The sequence below is a fragment of the uncultured Anaerofustis sp. genome, assembly GCF_938029165.1.
Classification (GTDB): Bacteria; Bacillota; Clostridia; order Eubacteriales; family Anaerofustaceae; genus Anaerofustis.
On record NZ_CALHFB010000050.1, the window covers coordinates 190,470 to 205,825 of the forward strand.

The 15,356-nt window shown below is 36.8% G+C and carries 16 protein-coding genes; all 16 read right to left on the reverse strand.

Annotated features, from left to right (window positions below):
* Positions 1-20 precede the first annotated feature (20 nt).
* Entirely contained in the window at positions 21-749 is a 729-nt protein-coding gene (locus tag Q0516_RS09955; protein WP_294465450.1) for an amino acid ABC transporter ATP-binding protein, read from the reverse strand.
* Positions 742-1,410: an amino acid ABC transporter permease gene (locus Q0516_RS09960; protein WP_294465454.1), complete on the reverse strand. Its 669-nt coding sequence runs from the start codon at positions 1,408-1,410 to the stop codon at positions 742-744. Before Q0516_RS09960 ends, Q0516_RS09955 begins: the two co-directional genes overlap by 8 nt.
* 31 nt (positions 1,411-1,441) lie before the next feature.
* On the reverse strand, positions 1,442-2,215 hold the full coding sequence (locus tag Q0516_RS09965; RefSeq protein ID WP_294465457.1) for a transporter substrate-binding domain-containing protein: 774 nt from the start codon (positions 2,213-2,215) through the stop codon (positions 1,442-1,444).
* Between the two features lie 148 nt (positions 2,216-2,363).
* The gene (locus Q0516_RS09970) at positions 2,364-3,278 is read right to left on the reverse strand and encodes a bifunctional riboflavin kinase/FAD synthetase (RefSeq protein ID WP_294465458.1); all 915 of its coding nucleotides are present in this window, start codon (positions 3,276-3,278) and stop codon (positions 2,364-2,366) included.
* A 3-nt stretch (positions 3,279-3,281) separates the two neighbouring features.
* On the reverse strand, positions 3,282-4,190 hold the full coding sequence (gene truB / locus Q0516_RS09975) for a tRNA pseudouridine(55) synthase TruB (protein ID WP_294465461.1): 909 nt from the start codon (positions 4,188-4,190) through the stop codon (positions 3,282-3,284).
* Positions 4,191-5,126 carry a bifunctional oligoribonuclease/PAP phosphatase NrnA gene (locus Q0516_RS09980; RefSeq protein ID WP_294465464.1) on the reverse strand — a complete coding sequence of 312 codons (936 nt, stop codon included), beginning with the start codon at positions 5,124-5,126 and terminating at the stop codon, positions 4,191-4,193. It lies immediately after the preceding gene.
* Entirely contained in the window at positions 5,116-5,481 is a 366-nt protein-coding gene (gene rbfA / locus Q0516_RS09985) for a 30S ribosome-binding factor RbfA (RefSeq protein WP_294465465.1), read from the reverse strand. The genes Q0516_RS09980 and rbfA overlap by 11 nt, the downstream gene beginning before the upstream one ends.
* A gap of 5 nt (positions 5,482-5,486) precedes the next feature.
* Entirely contained in the window at positions 5,487-7,955 is a 2,469-nt protein-coding gene (gene infB, locus Q0516_RS09990) for a translation initiation factor IF-2 (RefSeq protein WP_294465468.1), read from the reverse strand.
* A 1-nt stretch (position 7,956) separates the two neighbouring features.
* Positions 7,957-8,241, reverse strand: coding sequence for a YlxR family protein (locus Q0516_RS09995; protein ID WP_294465471.1), 285 nt, complete (start codon positions 8,239-8,241; stop codon positions 7,957-7,959).
* 18 nt (positions 8,242-8,259) lie between these two features.
* Positions 8,260-9,444, reverse strand: coding sequence for a transcription termination factor NusA (nusA, locus tag Q0516_RS10000; protein WP_294465473.1), 1,185 nt, complete (start codon positions 9,442-9,444; stop codon positions 8,260-8,262).
* A 17-nt stretch (positions 9,445-9,461) separates the two neighbouring features.
* A complete protein-coding gene (gene rimP, locus Q0516_RS10005; RefSeq protein ID WP_294465475.1) occupies positions 9,462-9,923 on the reverse strand; it encodes a ribosome maturation factor RimP in 462 nt (153 codons plus the stop codon).
* Positions 9,924-10,133: 210 nt separating this feature from the next.
* Entirely contained in the window at positions 10,134-11,120 is a 987-nt protein-coding gene (locus Q0516_RS10010) for an Ig-like domain-containing protein (RefSeq protein ID WP_294465480.1), read from the reverse strand.
* Positions 11,121-11,399: 279 nt separating this feature from the next.
* The gene (locus tag Q0516_RS10015; protein WP_294465482.1) at positions 11,400-12,776 is read right to left on the reverse strand and encodes a hypothetical protein; all 1,377 of its coding nucleotides are present in this window, start codon (positions 12,774-12,776) and stop codon (positions 11,400-11,402) included.
* A gap of 138 nt (positions 12,777-12,914) precedes the next feature.
* The gene (locus Q0516_RS10020) at positions 12,915-13,568 is read right to left on the reverse strand and encodes a flavin reductase (protein WP_294465483.1); all 654 of its coding nucleotides are present in this window, start codon (positions 13,566-13,568) and stop codon (positions 12,915-12,917) included.
* An 85-nt stretch (positions 13,569-13,653) separates the two neighbouring features.
* Positions 13,654-14,415 (reverse strand): SDR family oxidoreductase, encoded by a 762-nt coding sequence (locus Q0516_RS10025; RefSeq protein ID WP_365945418.1) that lies wholly within the window; start codon positions 14,413-14,415, stop codon positions 13,654-13,656.
* 624 nt (positions 14,416-15,039) lie between these two features.
* Complete coding sequence (locus tag Q0516_RS10030; RefSeq protein ID WP_294465488.1) at positions 15,040-15,336, reverse strand: phage holin; 297 nt, start codon at positions 15,334-15,336, stop codon at positions 15,040-15,042.
* Between the last annotated feature and the right edge of the window lie 20 nt (positions 15,337-15,356).

Below are 15,356 nucleotides of genomic sequence, written 5' to 3' on the forward strand. Positions count from 1 at the left end.
CACATAAGTGGTCTTTTTTATTATAAAACTTTATTTAAAAAGTCTTTCGTTCTTTGATTTTGAGGGTTATTTATTACTTCTTTAGGCGGACCTTGTTCTATGATAACGCCTTCGTCCATAAAAATCACCCTGTCGGCAACTTCTCTGGCAAATCCGATTTCATGAGTTACAATAACCATCGTCATACCCTGGGAAGCAAGTTCCTTCATAACACCGAGAACTTCCCCTACCATTTCAGGGTCAAGGGCAGATGTAGGTTCGTCAAACATCATGATATCAGGCTCCATGGCAAGAGCTCTTGCTATGGCTACCCTCTGTTGCTGACCTCCTGAAAGCTTCTTAGGATAAACATCGGCTTTTTCTCTAAGCCCCACTCTATCCAGTAGTTCGTAAGCTTTCTTTTCTGCTTCTTCCGCGGTTTTCAGTTTCAGATCCACGGGAGCGAGCATTATATTTTTCTTTACCGTCAAATGAGGGAAAAGATTGAACTGCTGGAATACCATTCCTATATTTTCTCTCATTTTGTTAATATCATTTTTCTTGTTCGTAATCAGCTGATCATCGATCTCGATTTCGCCTTTAGTCGGAACTTCCAATAAATTTAAACATCTTAGAAAAGTACTTTTCCCCGAACCCGAAGGTCCGATGATACAAACCACTTCCCCTTCAGTAATTTCAAGATCAATGCCTTTTAATACTTCTAACTTTTTAAAGGATTTATGTAAATCCGTCACTCTTAATTTACTCATTACTTATTCTCCTCTCAATATAATTAGAAAGCGAAGAAAGTGCGGTAACAACGACTAAATACATAAGTCCTACAAGAGTCCAAGTAGCAAAAGAATTCATCGTCCTTCCGATATAGATATTAGCGGCATATACTACTTCCGCTAAACTTATGGTAGAAATTATAGATGTATCCTTGAGTGTAATAATAAATTGGTTTACAAGTGAAGGTATACATATTTTTAGTGCCTGGGGTAAAATAACCTTTATCATGGCTCTGCCTTTAGGTAGTCCGAGACTTCTTGCCGCTTCCATTTGTCCTTTATCAACCGCTTGTATACCGCCTCTGAATATCTCAGACATATAAGCACCCGCGTTTAAAGAAAGTGTTATGATACCCGCAGAGTATGCGGTTAGTCTGAAATCTATACCAAAAGACTGTATGAGCTGAGGAAGACCGAAGTATACAAAGAAACATTGTACCAAAAGAGGTGTTCCTCTGATAAGCCAAAGATAAAATTTAGAAATGGCTTTGAAAGGCTTAAAGCTGGAAATACCCATCACGCATGAAAAAAGCCCTAAGAAAAACGCTATTATTAATGATATTATAGTAATTTGTACTGTCATCGCAAGCCCTTCCAAAAGAAGAGGCGTTGCACCGGAAAAGACTTCTAAAAAATTCATTAAATCACTCCAACTAATTGTTTATTTATTACTATTTGTTAGCAATATATTTATCTAATATTTTTTGATATTCTCCGCTAGCTTTAATGTTCTTTAAACCTTCATCAAACATTTTAAGAAGTTCTGCGTTCTTACCTTTAAGAACAGCAAATCCGTAAGAAGAACCTTTTTCCATATCCGTTACCATTTTAAGTCCGTTGCCTTGGCTTATACCGTAACCCATAACAGGATAATCTTCGAAACATGCTACAGTATTACCTGTTTTTACGTCTTCGTACATCTTTGGAGAATCTTTGAAATATGCTATTTCAAAACCGTATTTATCTTTGATCGATTCGGCAAATGTAGCACCTTCCGTACCTGTCTTACAAGCAACTTTTTTGCCGCTTAAGTCTTCATAAGTTTTGATAGAGTTGTCGTCTGCTTTAATAGCCATAACTACGCCTGAATCGTAATAAGCGTCGGAGAAGTCATATTTTTTCTTTCTCTCGTCTGTGATACTCATTCCCGCGATAACTCCGTCAGCCTGACCTGATTCCAAAGCCGCAACCGCCGCATCAAAACCCAAAGACTGAAGTTCATAGTCAAAACCTTGGTCCTTTGCTATTGCCGCTAAGATATCCACATCAACACCTACAAAATTGTTCTTATCATCTGTAAATTCAAACGGTGCGAATGTTGTATCAGTCGCGATTATGTAAGACTTATCGCCGCCCTTTGAGTCTGATTTTGAACCGCATCCCGCAAGTCCGATGATAAGACCTACCGCTAATATACACGCTAAAATTCTCTTTCCTTTTTTCATTTCTTTCCTCCTTTAACATTAGAATATAGAATATTAATTCTATTATAACTTATAAGCTTCGTTTTACCAATACTTTTAGTAAATAAAGTAAATTTTTTGTTTCTTTTTATTAAATTAAACAAAAGGTCGATTTGCTCTAAGTCTCTTTTTAATAATTAAGTTTATGGGTAATATAATCCCTTCCGAACCGTATGCTTTTTTCAATGGTCGCTTTAAGTTCGTCGATACTTTCAAAAGCTCTTTCTTCTCTCTCGAACTCAAGGAATTCCACCTTTATTTCTCTACCGTATATATCCCCGTCGAAATCGAATATATTCGTCTCGATTTTCGGTTCTTCGTTGAATGTGGGATTTATCCCGACATTGCTTATCCCATAATAGATATCATCGTCAACTGTAACTCTCGTTACATACACTCCCCTTTTCGGTATAGCTTTAGTGGGGTCGGGGAAGATATTAGCCGTCGGTATGCCTATTTGTTTACCGAGGTGTTTCCCTTCAACGACTTTTCCCGTAATAGAATAAGGTCTTCCCAAAAACTTATTTGCTTTACTGATATTTCCTTCGTATATAAGGTTTCTTATGGCAGTTGAGCATACTCTCTCATCGTCTATTTTATATTCTTCGACTACTTCCAGCTCAAAGCCCTCTTCCTTCGAAACCTTTCTTAAGAAGTCGGCGTTCCCTCTTCCGTTTTTACCGAAATGGTAATTGAAACCGACTTTCATTTTTTTCATGTTTACATTGTCTATTACAAGACTTATGAACTGCCTGTCTGTAAGGTTCATAAAGTCCGAATCGAAATGGATTATAAAAAGATAATCCACACCCATTTTTTCAAGGTATTCTTCCTTTTCTTCCATAGTCATGAGCATTTTGGGAGACTTATCCTTGTTTATAAGATCCATGGGATGTTTATCGAATGTTACCACACAGTTCTTTAAGTCTTTATTATTTTCTTCAATTATTTTTCTGTGACCCAGATGGATACCGTCAAAGTATCCGAATGCCAAAGATAATGGTTCATTTTTATCTACTGCGTCAAAAGAATGTACTATCTTCATTGTTTATTCCCCATATAATATCTTTATCGGTCTTATTAAAATACCTTCTTCGTCTGTCTTTTTGCCAAGCCCTATGAATTTATCTTCAAGATATAACCTTACCATAGTGCCTGCCTTAATATCATCGGTAGGCGTTATAAGATTTTTCCTTATAAGAGCATTCCCGTTAAGAAGTATTTTACCGCTTAATGGATTTACATCCACTCTATGTAAGTCCGTAAGGAAAAAATCGTCCCGCTTTATGACTTCATCAAGTTCGTCCGATCTTACTTTAGCTTCAAGCTCGGATAATGTAATGCTGTCTTCGATATTTAGTATCCCGTTTTTCGTCCTGACTAAGCTGTTCATAACTGCGGAAGTGCCCAGGGAAACGCCTATATCGTGTATAAGGCTCCTTATATAAGTGCCTTTTGAACATGAGACCCTTATTTTTGCACTATATGGCAGATTTGCTTCGAGGAGTTCTATATCATTTACAGTGACTTCTCTACCGGGTATCTTCACCTTTTCACCTTTCAGAGCGTATTTATATAAAGGTTTTCCTTTTACTTTTATTGCGGAATAAATAGGCGGGGTCTGAGTTATGTTACCTATAAAAGAATTCAAAACTCCTTTTAAATCTTCCTTAGAAAATTCGGGAACGGAAACATCTCTCATGTCCGTCCATATATCATAGCTTGGGCTGTCCTTGCCGAATTCTATGCCCGCAATATATTCCTTATTAAAGCTTGTTATATAGCTGGAAAGTTTGGTGCTCCTGCCTACCAAAACACCCATCACACCTTCCGCCATAGGGTCTAATGTACCGCTGTGTCCGACTTTCTTTGTACCCAGTATCTTTCTTACTTTATAGCACACATCGTGGCTTGTCATGTCCTGTTCTTTATTTATACAAATTACGCCGCTTAACATCTAAACCTCTAAATCTATATCTTTTATTGCAGTTAATATCTCGTTTTTGCTTCCTTTGAAGGTAAAGCCCGCAGCCTTTCTGTGTCCGCCTCCGCCGTAATGATGAGCGATACTTGCCACATCTACTTCGGAGCCTCCGCTCCTTAAGGAAACTTTAAAACTTTCATCATCTACTCTTTTAACGAGAGCCGCCACTTTACAGCCCTTGATATATCTTATAGCATCGATAAGCCCTTCCGTATCGGTTTCACCATTGATGTTCTCATCGTCAAGCACCATCACAAGTATCTGATTTTCCTTGAAAGCGTAAATGCTCTCCAAAGATTTCTTCCTTACGAAAAGACTGGTAATATCTTTAAGCTTCACCATTTCACTAAGTTTGCCCTGTTCCACGCCGCATTTTAAAAGCTTAGCTCCTATTATGTGAGTGGCGGGTGTGGTGTTTGAATAAGAAAAACTTCCCGTGTCCGTGGAAATGGCAACGTATAACAGGCTTGCGATATACTTAGGTATAGTCCCGAGTATGGCTGAACTTATCATAAATATAAGCTCTCCCGTAGCAGAAGCTTTTTCGCTTACCATGTTTATATCTCCGTAACGGTTATTCGTGACATGGTGGTCTATAACGATTATATCCCTGCAAAGGTTCCTTAAATTGCCTCCGAAAAGATAATCTTCGCTTGAACAGTCGAGGCACATACAAACGTCGTATCCCGTCTTTAAATCATCTAAAGAGGTGATATCGCTCTCTTTTATCAAATCTTCAAGATTTACCGGTATAGGTGTTTGAGCATACAAATCCACCTCTTTGCCGATAAGTTCCAATGTCCTTTTAAGAGCAACGGAAGAACCCAGAGCGTCACCGTCCGGGTTTTCATGTGTTATTATCAAAAAAGAATTATAGCTTTCAAGTTTTTTTATAAATTTATCTATCATATTCATCGTCTTTAATGTCTAAATTGGCTAACACTTCGTCGATATGCATTGCATAATCCAAAGAATTATCCAATTCAAAGATAAGTTCGGGAGTATTCCTAGTATTCAAAACCTTGGCTATGGATTTACGAAGAAATCCTTTAGCTTTATCCAAAACTCCTATAATCTCCTCTTTCTTATTATTTTCGCCCATTACGCTTACATAAACCTTGGCGTATTTCAAATCGGGAGTAGCTTTTACTCTCACTACGCTTATTATGGCTTCTTTAAGCCTCGGGTCATTGAGTTCGAGCTCTATAAGAAGCGACAGTTCGTTCTTGATAAGCTCGTTCACTCTTTCAATCCTATATCCCATTTAAATTACTCTCTTTCAATTTCTTCCATTTTGAAAGTTTCGAAAGTATCTCCGACTTTGATGTCGTTAAAGTTTTCAACGCCGATACCGCATTCGTATCCCGCCTGAACTTCTTTTGCGTCATCTTTAAATCTCTTAAGAGATGCTATTTCACTTTCAAATATAACTACACCGTCTCTTATGACTCTTATCTTGTCATTACGGTTAATAGTACCGTCTGTGACATATGAACCGGCTACAAGACCGATGTTCGGAACTTTGAATGTTTCTCTTACTTCAGCATTGCCGACTACGACTTCCTTGAATTCAGGGTCGAGTAAACCTTTAAGAGCTTTTTCGATCTCTTCCATTACATGGTAGATAACGTTATAGCTTCTTATTTCCACTTCTTCTTTCATAGCCATGGCTTTCGCATTGGCGTCCGGTCTTACATTGAAGGCAATAATAAGTGCATTGGAAGCCGCCGCCAAGGCAACGTCACTTTCAGCTATTGCACCTACTCCGCCGTGGATAACACTTACTCTTACGCCTTCGTCGTTGTCGTTTAGTTTTTCCAATGACTGAGAAAGAGCTTCCAAAGAACCTCTTACGTCGGCTTTGACGATAAGTTTAAGTTCTTTTAATTCGCCTTCGCTTATTTGATTGAATAAATCATCCAAACTTACGGGACCGCTCTTCTTAAGAGCGTTTTCTTTCATTATCGCTTTTCTTCTCTCTGCGTATTTTCTTCCGTCTCTTTCATTTTCCGCTACGAAGAATTTTTCTCCCGCACCCGGAACTTCATTGAAACCTAAGATTTCTATGGCAGTGGAAGGACCCGCAACTTTTACTTTGTTGCCTTTATCGTCCATCATAGCTCTTACCTTACCGAAAACGTCGTTGCAGACAACGATATCTCCGTCGTGCAGTACGCCCGATTTAACGAGAAGTGTAGCAACGGTACCCTTTTGTTTGTCGAGTCTTGCTTCGATAACGGTACCGATAGCTTTCTTTGTAGGGTGAGCCTTTAAGTCTTCGACTTCGGCAACAAGAAGTATCATTTCAAGAAGTTCTTCGATACCTTCTCTTTTCTTTGCGGAAATATTTACACATATGGTGTCTCCGCCCCAGTCTTCTGCAACAAGTCCGTACTCTGTAAGTTCCTGTTTTACTTTGTCGGGATTTGCTCCCGGTTTATCTATTTTGTTTACCGCAACTATGATAGGTACCCCTGCGTCTTTTGCATGGTTTATCGCTTCAACGGTCTGAGGCATTACGCCGTCGTCCGCAGCTACAACAAGCACTGCGATATCGGTAACGGAAGCACCTCTGGAACGCATTGCCGTAAAGGCTTCATGCCCCGGTGTATCTATAAAAGTGATTTTTTCGTCTTTTATCATTATGGTGTAAGCACCTATATGCTGAGTGATACCGCCGGCTTCTCCGCTTATAACGTTCGTGTGTCTTATGGCGTCAAGGAGTGAAGTCTTACCGTGGTCAACGTGACCCATAACCGTGATGATAGGCGGTCTTTTAACAAGTTCGTCTTCATTCACATAATGTGTATCGAATAGATCGTCCATTGCTTGATTTTCGTCTTCAAGCTCGCATGTAACGCCGAATTCTTCGCATACTATGGAAGCTGTATCGAAATCTATAGACTGATTTACCGCAGCCATTACTCCGTAACCCATAAGCACTTTTATCACTTCCGTAGGAGCTTTGTTGAGCTTAGCGGCAAGTTCTCCTACCGTTACGCCTTCCATGATAGTGATTTCACTTACTTGTGAATTTTCTAACTGTCTTTCTTCTCTTTCCTGCTTGTTCTTTTTCTTGTAAGTAGCTTTATTTTTCTTAGACCTCTTTGAGTTATCGATAAACTTAGGAACTACTTCCTTCTTATTATCTTTTTTATTTTTGTTTTTATTCTTTTTCTTATTATTATTGTTATTTTGAGGTCTTTCGTTTTTATTTGGTGTTTTATTATCCGGTTTCTTCTTTGCGGATTTATCGCCCTTTACATTCACCTTGACATCTTCTTCTTTTGCGTCGTAGTTATAATGTTTGTTTCCCGCATTTGGTTTTTTCTTAGCGGGTTTCTTATCTTTATCGTAGATGACCACTACTCCCGGTTCGTCTTTACCTTTGTTTTCTTTAGGTTTGACTTCTTTATTTCCGATTTTTTTGGCTTCTTGTTTAAGAGGCTTTCTCTGAGTTATAATTTCGGGTTTTTTATTATTAGGTTTATTTTCTGTCTCTTGTTCTTTAGGCTGTTTTTTTGGTTGTTCTTTTTTAGGTGCTTCTTTTTTTGAAGCATTTTTATCGTTTAAACTATTTAGATAAGCTTCTTTATTGAAGTTGTTCCTAAAGTATTTTTCCTGCTGTGCGGTCACTGCGCTCATATGGTTTTTAACGGGTATACCCATACCCTTCATTATTTCAGCAAATTCTTTGCTTTGAAAACCATATTCTTTTGCCATATCATAAACTCTCATCCTAATTCAAAACCTCCTCTTTCAAATATTTTTTTATGTCTTCTTTGACTTTTTCCATGTCTTCCTTCCCCGCATTCACGTTAAGAGCATGATTTATTATCTTGACGTTTGACAAAGCTTCGATGCATTTGTCACTCCCGCAGATATAGGCTCCTCTGCCGTTTGCCTTTCCGGTTTTATCAAAAAAGACCGTCTGATTTTCTTTATCTCTTACTATTCTGATAAGTTTTCTCTTTTCTTTTTTTTCTCTGCATATTATGCATGTTCTAAGCGGTGTCTTTTTCATATTCCCACCTCTTTAAATTTATTCTTCTTCCGATAATGTGTCGTCTATAACTTCTATATCGTCCTTTAAATCTTCCATAGCACTGCTTTTGCTTTTGATATCTATCTTCCAGCCGGTAAGTCTTGCCGCAAGCCTTACGTTTTGACCGTCTTTACCTATGGCAAGGGATAGCTGAGAATCGTCCACCACAACCGCCGCAGAGTTTTTCCCGTCTTCCTCTTCGGTTTGAAGTATATCTACTTTTAAAACATCGGCAGGAGCCAGTGCATTCTTGATATATTCCACAGGGTCGTCGCTGTATTTGATTATATCGATTTTTTCGTCTCCTATTTCGTTTAAGACGTTTTGTATCCTAAATCCCTTTGGACCTATACATGTACCCACAGGGTCGATTTGGTCGTCGGCTGTATAAACAGCCATCTTGCTCCTGCTTCCCGCTTCTCTGGAAATAGATTTGATTTCAACCAATCCATCGGCAATCTCCGCAACTTCTTCTTCAAAAAGTCTTCTTATAAGACCAGGATGTGTCCTGGATAAAATGATTTGAGGTCCTTTCGGAGTAAGGATTACATCCGAAACGTAAACCTTAAGCCTCATTCCCGGGTGATAATGTTCGCTTTTTACCTGATTTTGGCTGTTCATTATACCTTCGGCTTTACCAAGGTCGATATGGATTATCCTGTTTTGTTCTTTAACAGGTTCACCGTGAACCATTTTTCTCATTTCTTTATATTCTTCCCTTTGAATAACGCCCGTAACCATTTCATCTTTCTTCTTCATGAAAGTGTTGCTTATTATGTTTCTTTCCGATTCTTTTAATTTTTGAATGATTAGCTGTTTGGCGTTTTGAGTAGCTATCCTTCCGAAACCTTTAGGGTCGATATGTGTTACCATGCTCGCACCCAAGATAGCACTCTTATCGAGCACCAATGCTTCGTGAAGAGATATCTCTCTGTCTTCGTCTTCCACTTCCTCTACGATCTGTTTTGAGTAGAAAGCGTCTATCGCTCCCGATACTCTGTTGATATTTACCACCAAATCCACGTTTGTCCTGGTATCTTTTTTGTATGCTGCCACAAGTGCCTGTTCCACCGCAACTATTATCTCTTCTTTGTCGATACCTTTTGTTTTATTAATCTCATCTAATGCTTCGATAAAATCCTTAAAAGAATTATCTACAGCCTGTTTTTTCTTTCTTGCCATTTTTCCCTTTCTCCTACTTAAAATTTAAAATCAAAACTTAGGTTTACTTTACTTATATCTTTATGAGGAATAACCAAATGTTCGCTATCAAGGTCTATAAGCACATTTTCATTTTCATAGCCTTCCAATATCCCCGTAAACTGCTTTTTGCCGTTCAAAGGTTTATATAGTTTCACATCAACTTTACTGCCTTTGAATTTAATAAAGTCTTTTTCTTTTTTTATTACTCTGTTCACTCCCGGTGAAGATACTTCCAAAATATATTCTTCTTCTATGAAGTCCTCTTCATCCAGCAAATCGGAAAGGAGCCTGTTTACCGTGCTTATCTCATCCAAACTTACCTTGCCCTCTAATCTTTCGATATAAAGCCTCAATACTTTATTGTTTCCTTCTTTTTTAAACTCGATATCTATAAGTTCACATCCGTTATCCTTTAAGATATCTTCGCTCAAAGCTTCTACTCTATCTGTTACTTTCAAAAAAGGTCCTCCTAATCCTAACAATATAAAACGATGAGTGGACTTTTGCCCACTCATCTAACCTAAACTATTATACACCCATAATTTAGAAAATGCAATAAAATTCACTTATTTTCTTAAATATACCCGATTTTATCATTAAAAAAGAGTTTATTTATTCTTTATAATAAGTAAATATAAAAAAGGACACCACACAGGTGTCCTTTAGAATTAGAATTTATATCTTACCCACAATTCATCAAAATTTTTCTTAAAGTAATAATTACTGAAAGATGTCATTCCCTTCGGAGCATAAAAAACGGCGTACATTTCTTTATTCACACCATTATATATTTCAAAATTACTTCTGTAATGTTCACTATCCATAGGCTGAGTTTCAATGCCGCTAATAGTAGAACTACATGAACTATTATATAAATCCATAAAATTGATTATATCATACCCCGTCAAAGGATATGTATCAAATCCGCTTATTGCCTTTACGTCATAAGTAAAGAACACAGGAGTCATACCTGCGGGAACCTCATTATAGTCTTCGTCCCATTCGTTCATAGCTTTGAGTTTGTTTATCACTTCGTCACCCTTTACCACACTTTTAAGCCTAAAGTAAAACTTGCCTTCAAAAGCATCAACGGTTATCCCTTTTGTAGGGTCGGCAGGGTTCGTCCTGCTTCCTTTAGGGTCTATAACGCTAACCTTACAGCTGTATGATTTATCCTTTATTTTAGCGGTGATAGTAGCACTTCCGACTCTTTTTGCGGTTATGACACCTTTGCTCGTCACGGTCGCAACGGAAGTCTTACTGCTTTTGAAAGATACTTTCCTCTTTGTACCGCCGAGTTTAAGAGTATATTTACTGCCGAGGTTCATTGTCCTCTTTGTCGCATTAAGTTTAGGAGCTTCCACGTTTACTTTGCATTTAAGCTTCTTCTTGCCGATTTTTGCATATATATACGCCGCGCCTTTTTTCTTTGCGGTGACCTTGCCTTTTTTGTTTACCACAGCGACGCTTTTCTTGCTCGTAGACCACTTAGCCTTTTTCTTCGTACCTTTTACTTTAAGCTGATAAGTCTTGCCTGCGGTAACGTATACGCTCTTTGCGGATAATTTAGGCGTCGCGGCACTGACATTCGCCAAAGGCATTATGCTGAACATAAGAAGTACAGCCAAAACCACGCTTACTATTTTCTTTTTCATATTTCTCCCTCTTCCATATCATTTTATTTATTTTTATATTATAGCATGAAATCTTACTTTATCAATATCGTTAAAGTACGGTTCTTAAATAAAATTATAAATAAATCGTTAAAAATAAAATTCATAAATATTTATTAAATATGTAACTATCCACTGCTAAATAAAATGCCGCAACGATGAATTGCAAACTTAGCTTTTGCATCCCTTTTAGCTACTGCTTCAGCCTCCGCGGCTGGAGCGGAAATTTTTGGTACTTTTTGTTTGCAAAAAGTATATTCATTACTTATTTTTCATTTGATTATACTGAAAGTTTATTTCCTTTTCTGCTTCAAAATCTTTTTTCACGCTCTTTATTTTATACCGATGTTTTTTCTTATCGGTGATTTTGATTTTTAGCTGATAAATCATTTCCAAATCACTCCCCAATATATTATCATCAGCATATAAAGTATCCTCTCCTCTTGAATTATCGGCTTCTATGGATATATTTTTCTTTACCCAAAGGGTCATGTTATCTTCGTTAAGTTCGGTCATGATAGGAATAAGAGTATCGACTTCGATACTTTTGATATATAGTTTATCCATTTCTTCGTTCATATCTTTAATTTCTTTTATCTGTTCTTTTATATCGTCCTTAGAGGAAATTTTATCATAAAGCTTCTTATCTATTTTTGTTTTGATAGTTTCATCATAATCTTTGTAGTAAGAGTTTTTTGCTAGTTTATAAACATCGTCTTTTATTTTGATGATGTCCTTATCCTTTGTGTCTATACTCCCGTACTTCAAGATGTAGTCCAAATGCTCGGAGTATCCATCGTCAAAAGCTTCATCATCTAAGAGGTCATCGTAATAACCCGATTTTTTTATCCTGCCCATGTCTTTGAGGCGTTTATGTATCATCTTATTTTCTTTATAGCTTTCCTTTTCGTCTCTGACGCTCGTTACTTTATATTTACCGTCGATTTTCTTGTATTTTATTTGTCGGTATTCACTTCCGTAATAATTTACTGTCTTTTCATTTTCTATGATATAAGTATCCGTACCTACCCAAACAGAGGCATATTTATCATCATAAAGAGTAAGTATAGGCTTCATTTTTTCGTATGTGTCTTTTAGCTTTTTGTTCCTGTTGAAAAAGCCCCTTTGCTTTTTGTCCATTACAGTACCTATATCCAGCTTTTTAAAATCCTCTTTGGATATGATATCCTTATATTTATCGTCAAATGAACCGTTGTTTTTAAAGGAACTAGCAAACATTTCATCGCTGAGACTGCAAAGCTTATACTGCTCGCTCCCCTTTATATAATCTCTCTTTTCATACTCCATGACTATTTGAGCGGGATAGTAATAATTCGTCCCGTCGAGATTACCGTAGTTCGTATAAGAAAACCAAAGTGCGAATATGACCGTAAACAAAAGGACGATGACATTATCCCTTATTATCTTCTTTCTCTTTACCGTATCCTTATCGTAAATATAAATGATTATCTGAGGAATGATGAAAATACAAAGTATTATAAAAAATAGGACATAAATATTGTTTATGAGGTCTGTCAAAAAAGGTATCAAAATAGTATAAAGACAAAATAGAAAAATCAATCTGACAATTAAATCAATGGTTTTGTGTTCGTTAAAAAAATCAAGTATCTTTTTCATAGCGGTTCGTACTCCTTTATCAAATTCCCTCTTATAAAACATTATACTATTAAATGATATCATTTACAATGATTTAAAAAATCATATGGTTTTTAGGAGAATAAAAAAACAGCATATAAAATGCTGTTTTTAAATAAGCTATACGATAGCTTCTTCCACTCTTTTAAATTTTTCGGGACCTGCTCCGCATATCGGACATTTATAATCTTTTGGAAGCGGGTCTCCTTCGTAAACATATCCGCATACAGTGCAGATATATTTTACATTCGACTTGCTCTCTACTTTTTCTTCCTCTTCGGGGATATAAGTAGGAGCGTTTTTAGCGGTCTTTCCTCTTACCACTTCATGATAATAAGCATAAGTCATTTGTCTACGTTTAGAGTAAACTTCGGCCTCCACCACTTTTCCGAGAAAGACGGTGTGACTTGAAGTCTCCATTTTATCTATCACTTCACACACTACATATCCGCATGTATCCTTTACTACGGGAACACCGCCGATTATTTCATGATCTACGTTCTCGAATTTGTCGTTATCTATGCCTGATTTAAATCCGAAGTTACCGATAAGGGAAGCATCGCTGTCTTCGGCAAGGATAGAAAATGCAAATTTTCCCGTTTCTTTTATACACTTGTTGGTGTAGTTGTCGTGGTTGATGCTTACGGCAACACTTGCAGGGTCCGAAGTTATCTGCATGATGCTGTTTGCCGTACATCCCGTTGGACGATTACCGTCCATTGCGCTTACGATATATACTCCGTAAGACATGTTTCTGAAAATATTATTGTTCATTTGTTCACTTACCTTCTGTTATTTATAATATACTATACTATATATATTATATTTAGCTTTGTTTATTACTAAATGATTATCTTTTTTAGCTCATTGAAGCTCCGTCTACGGATAACACACTGCCTGTTACATAACTTGCCATATCGCTTGCTAAATATAAAAATGCATTCGCTATATCTTCAGGTTCCCCAACTCTTCTAAGAGGAATTGTATTTATCAAAGGCTTGATTATTTCATCGGGAAGAGCCGCTACCATATCAGTCCTTATGATTCCCGGTGCGACAGCATTCACTCTGATGTTATCTTTTCCAAGTTCCCTTGCAAGGGCTTTTGTAAGTCCGTTTATAGCAAATTTAGATGCAGGATAACCTGAACCTGATGGCTGTGCATAAATACTTACCATGGAACTTGTATTTAGGATCACTCCTCCGCCCTGTTCTTTCATTATCTTTGCTGCTTCTTTCGAGCAGTTGAATGCAGCAACGACGTTAAGATCCATTATCTTTTCAAAATCTTCGAGCTTATAGTCATAAATGCTTTCTCTTGCGGAAATCCCCGCATTGTTTACCAAGATATCAAGGCTTCCGAATTCTTCTTTGATTTCGGCAAATACTTTATTTATTTCTTCTTCGTTTGTTAAATCGGGATGCATTCCCTTTACGGGATAATCCTTGTTTTCTTCCATTAGTTTTGCCATAGCTTTATCCACCGTTTCCTGTCTGGAGCCGAATAAAACGACTTTCGCACCGTTATCCAAATAAGTCTTTACAGTGGCATATCCTATACCTCTGGTCCCGCCTGTTACTACCGCTACTTTACCTTTTAACATTTTTTTTACTACCTCCATTTTATTTAAACGTTAAATATATTTATTTAGGCGACTTTACGCCAAAATCAAATATTTCAAATCTTAATTTTACTATACACCCGTTTCCATTTTTTGTCAAGTAAATTATAATCATTCTAATTTAAACTGTAATCATTCTAAATAATACTTTTTACTATGTTATTTTTGAACATATAAAATAAAAAATATGCAGGTTTCGGTCAAAAGGATTATTTAAATTTAAATTTACAAGTGAGAATGCGGGGCACTACGCCTCACTTCGTGAGATTCCGCGCCCCTTACTTAACGGACTATATCAAACTGAATATGTTTAAATTTAAAAATAAGCATAAAATAATATCCTAATTATTTTAGGATTTTCATTTATAAAATGTTAATATAGGACACATCATTCCTTGGATATCGTACTTTTCTTTTAATATTTTACATATATGATATGCGAGTATCGGCGGGGAATGCGGGGCGCGGAATCTCACGAAGTGAGGCGTAGTGCCCCGCACGGTAAAAGTAAGTTTTAAAATTTACAATAAATAAAAAATCAAATCATATGAATGTTAAACATAAAGAAATGTACAAATAAAAAAAGAGGAGCCTCAGCTCCTCTTACATTTTACTTTTATTTTATTAAATCAAATCCAAATCCTCATCTTCGATATCTATATCTTCGCTTGAACCCATTGGCAGGATATTTGAAGTAGTAGGATTATTTAGTGCATTCCATATACTGACCGCTACTAACCCTAAAACATAAGGATTACTCAGTGCCATTTTAACCAAATCAAATAACGCTTTCCATGTAGTTAAACTTTCAGCCGTAATTCCCGCATATGCAAATATCGGTGTGAACACCGCCAATACGATTTGAATAATAAACACTGCATTTAATCTTTCTTTTAAACTATCTTTGATTTTTTCTAACATTATATGTACCTCTTTCTTTT

What these genes read in the sequence shown, in the direction of transcription:
- Q0516_RS09955 (WP_294465450.1), bottom strand. Translation starts at nt 749, where the DNA reads ATGAGTAAATTAAGAGTGACGGATTTACATAAATCCTTTAAAAAGTTA.
- Q0516_RS09960 (WP_294465454.1), bottom strand. Translation starts at nt 1,410, where the DNA reads ATGAATTTTTTAGAAGTCTTTTCCGGTGCAACGCCTCTTCTTTTGGAA.
- Q0516_RS09965 (WP_294465457.1), bottom strand. Translation starts at nt 2,215, where the DNA reads ATGAAAAAAGGAAAGAGAATTTTAGCGTGTATATTAGCGGTAGGTCTT.
- Q0516_RS09970 (WP_294465458.1), bottom strand. Translation starts at nt 3,278, where the DNA reads ATGAAGATAGTACATTCTTTTGACGCAGTAGATAAAAATGAACCATTA.
- truB (WP_294465461.1), bottom strand. Translation starts at nt 4,190, where the DNA reads ATGTTAAGCGGCGTAATTTGTATAAATAAAGAACAGGACATGACAAGC.
- Q0516_RS09980 (WP_294465464.1), bottom strand. Translation starts at nt 5,126, where the DNA reads ATGATAGATAAATTTATAAAAAAACTTGAAAGCTATAATTCTTTTTTG.
- rbfA (WP_294465465.1), bottom strand. Translation starts at nt 5,481, where the DNA reads ATGGGATATAGGATTGAAAGAGTGAACGAGCTTATCAAGAACGAACTG.
- infB (WP_294465468.1), bottom strand. Translation starts at nt 7,955, where the DNA reads ATGAGAGTTTATGATATGGCAAAAGAATATGGTTTTCAAAGCAAAGAA.
- Q0516_RS09995 (WP_294465471.1), bottom strand. Translation starts at nt 8,241, where the DNA reads ATGAAAAAGACACCGCTTAGAACATGCATAATATGCAGAGAAAAAAAA.
- nusA (WP_294465473.1), bottom strand. Translation starts at nt 9,444, where the DNA reads ATGGCAAGAAAGAAAAAACAGGCTGTAGATAATTCTTTTAAGGATTTT.
- Q0516_RS10010 (WP_294465480.1), bottom strand. Translation starts at nt 11,120, where the DNA reads ATGAAAAAGAAAATAGTAAGCGTGGTTTTGGCTGTACTTCTTATGTTC.
- Q0516_RS10015 (WP_294465482.1), bottom strand. Translation starts at nt 12,776, where the DNA reads ATGAAAAAGATACTTGATTTTTTTAACGAACACAAAACCATTGATTTA.
- Q0516_RS10020 (WP_294465483.1), bottom strand. Translation starts at nt 13,568, where the DNA reads ATGAACAATAATATTTTCAGAAACATGTCTTACGGAGTATATATCGTA.
- Q0516_RS10025 (WP_365945418.1), bottom strand. Translation starts at nt 14,415, where the DNA reads ATGGAGGTAGTAAAAAAAATGTTAAAAGGTAAAGTAGCGGTAGTAACA.
- Q0516_RS10030 (WP_294465488.1), bottom strand. Translation starts at nt 15,336, where the DNA reads ATGTTAGAAAAAATCAAAGATAGTTTAAAAGAAAGATTAAATGCAGTG.